We start from the raw sequence: 2,618 nt of genomic DNA on the forward strand, positions 1-2,618 counted from the left end.
CGACCATGCCACCCGGCATGCCTTCAACCAGCCATGGATGGTCGCCCTTGCCTTCGCGGGCAGCGCGGTCGCGGCGGCAGCCGTCGTCGGCAGGCGCGCCAAGGGCCGGGCCGCGGTCGACCCCGACGCGACCTGACCCCCCGGCAGGACAGGGACCGGACGGCACCCCAGGGAGGGAGCCGCCCGGTCCCGGCAGTATTACTTGCCGAACGTCAGCGACACGGCCGGGGAGGCGTTCCCGTACGCGTCGACAGCGACGACCCGTGCCACGTACCGGCCGCCCTCGACCGCGCCCGTCACCGGGATGTCGAGGGTGTTCGGCCGGGGCATGAAGTAGAAGTCCGAGAGGACCTTGGACGAGACGACCGAGGCGCCTGTCGAAGCGTCGGTGATGTCGACGTCGTAGTGGTGCACCATCTGGTCGTCCTCGGCCTGCGCGATCCGCAGAGCCGTGCCGCCCTTCGCGTCGTGCACCCGGGACAGCGGCTCACGCGTGGTGAACTCCGGCGCCACGGTGTTGCGTTCGGCGTCCGTGTAGCGGAAGTTCTCCTTGATCTGCCGGCTCGTCGAACCCTTCAGACGCACGGTCCAGGTGGGACCGCTCAGGGTGCCCGCACTGGCGTACGGCGGTTGCCAGCTCGCCGACCACTGGCCACCGGTGTAGATGTCGTGCTTGTCCGCGGCCATGTTCACCCGCGCGATCTCCGTGCGGTCCTTGTAGACCTCGACGAAGAGCGCCTGCGCGGTCGGCGACTCGAAGCGGTCGGCGAGGCCGTCCTCGGTGACCATCTGGTAGCCGTGATCGATCTCGACGTAACTCATCGAACCGTCGTTGACCGAAGTGAAGTCGCGCTGGTGGATCGAGCGGTCGTCGTTGATGTTCAGGTGCGAGTGACCGGAGAAGAGGATGGCCTGCGGGAAGGCGCTCAGATCCTCTGCCAGTCGTGGGTTGGACGCCTGCTGGCCGTCCATGGTGGTTCCGGTGGTGGGTCGATGCCCCTGGACCAGGACCGGCTTGCCCGCACAGGCCGGATCGGCGGTGATCGCGGCGAGCCGCTCCTTCAGCCAAGTGCGCTGGGCCGTGTTGGAGTTGTACGTCTCCGTGTTGACCGTGAGGATGTGCAGGCCCTTCACCTCGGACTCGTAGTAGCCACCGCCGGAGTCGGGAAACCACGCCTTTGGATATCCGGCCCGTATCGCGTCGAGGCTCGCGTCGTGGTTGCCGTTGGAGATCAGCAACCGGGTGTCGGTCATGCCCTTGCGGGCGAGGTTGGCCTGGAAGATCTCGGAGACGATTCTGTGGTCGGGGCCCTTGCCGTCCCCGTTGTCGTTGATCATGTCGCCGTTGGACAGGATCGCGTCCGGCTCGGGAAAGATCGACCCGATGGTGTCGAAGAAGCTCTCGTACTTCTTGTCGGCGCTCTGATGGCTGCCTACGTGCACATCGGACATGACGACCAGACGGGCGAGCGGCTTCTCCCGGGACTTGATCAGATAGCCGTACGACACCGGGACGCTGCTCTGCCTGCCGCGGAAGGCGACCGCCGTGACATTGGTGTCCTTCTTGATCCGCAGCGGACGGCCGGGGGAGTAGACGCGACTGTCGCGGGTCGGGGTCGTACCGTCCAGCGTGTAGCGCACTGTGGTCCCGTGCTCGGCCCGGAACTTCAGCTCGACCGAGTGTTCGTACCGCCCGCCGGGGACGCTCACACCGGGTGCGGCCGGGGTGAGGGTGCCGGGGGTCCGGGCTTGCGCGACGGTCGGGGAGACGAGCGCGACGGACGTCGCGGCGATCACGAGAGGGGTGAGTCTCACGGGGTTCCTGTTCTCCGGCCCGGGAATCCTGATCCCGGAGCTGTGGTCCGGCTGTGTAACGAGTGCATAACCGGTCTGAACCAAAGACACTAGGTGCCGTGCGTCAGGCCGTGGTGCGACCTGGCCGACTTCCCGGTGAAGCGATCATGAATCTCTGGTCGGGGTCGCTCGGGCGTCATGCCGCCCGGCGGTGGTCGGCTCCTTCGACGTCTTTTCCAGTCGCCCGGGTTCGGCGTTCGAGGTGGCTCGGGCACGGTCCGCGCTTCCGCCCCGCGGGTTTGCCGCCTACGCTCTCCGCGACATTCGCACGCCACTGGGGAGTACGTGTGACGGGTTGGGCCGGCCGCACCGCCGTCGATCGCCGATGTCGTACGGTGCGCTGATGTGACGCATCGTCAGGTCATTGTCGAGCACCTGGAACGTATCCGGCGGCTGGGCGATCGCCTCGGCGCCTTCCGGGCCGTACCGGATGAAGAGGCGCTGGCCGCCGCAGATGCCCTCGCCGACCGGAAGGACCGGGCCGACCTGCCGCTCGCGGGGGTGCCCGTTGCGATCAAGGGCAACGTCCCGGTCGCCGGACAGGCCACCCGCAACGGCAGCGCGGCCTCGCCGACCGGACCCGCCACCGCCGACCACGAGACCGTCAGCCGCCTGTGTGCCGCCGCCGCTGCGGCCGCACGATGGACCGCCGGTACGGCGGTCGAAGCCGACGGCCTCGACCCCGGGCGGCTCGCGCCACGCACCCGTCGTCATGCCGCCATCGGTCGCCTGGTGGTACGTACTACGCCTCGCTCTCCCGCTCG

Annotated in this window: 2 protein-coding genes and 1 pseudogene; 2 read left to right on the plus strand and 1 reads right to left on the minus strand. The window is 68.5% G+C overall.

Annotation, left to right across the window (positions count from 1 at the left end):
• Window positions 1-136: pseudogene (locus tag GA0115254_RS46935) on the plus strand (RpiR family transcriptional regulator); the annotation flags it as partial.
• Between the two features lie 62 nt (window positions 137-198).
• On the opposite strand, the gene GA0115254_RS36645 reads toward GA0115254_RS46935, so the two are convergent.
• On the minus strand, window positions 199-1,815 hold the full coding sequence (locus GA0115254_RS36645) for a chitobiase/beta-hexosaminidase C-terminal domain-containing protein (protein ID WP_176740438.1): 1,617 nt from the start codon (window positions 1,813-1,815) through the stop codon (window positions 199-201).
• Window positions 1,816-2,199: 384 nt separating this feature from the next.
• Between GA0115254_RS36645 and GA0115254_RS36650 the strand changes: the two genes are divergently transcribed.
• On the plus strand, window positions 2,200-2,618 hold a 419-nt coding region (locus GA0115254_RS36650), incomplete at its 3' end, for an amidase family protein (RefSeq protein ID WP_256102964.1).

Source organism: Streptomyces sp. Ncost-T10-10d (genome assembly GCF_900091955.1).
Classification (GTDB): domain Bacteria; phylum Actinomycetota; class Actinomycetes; order Streptomycetales; family Streptomycetaceae; genus Streptomyces.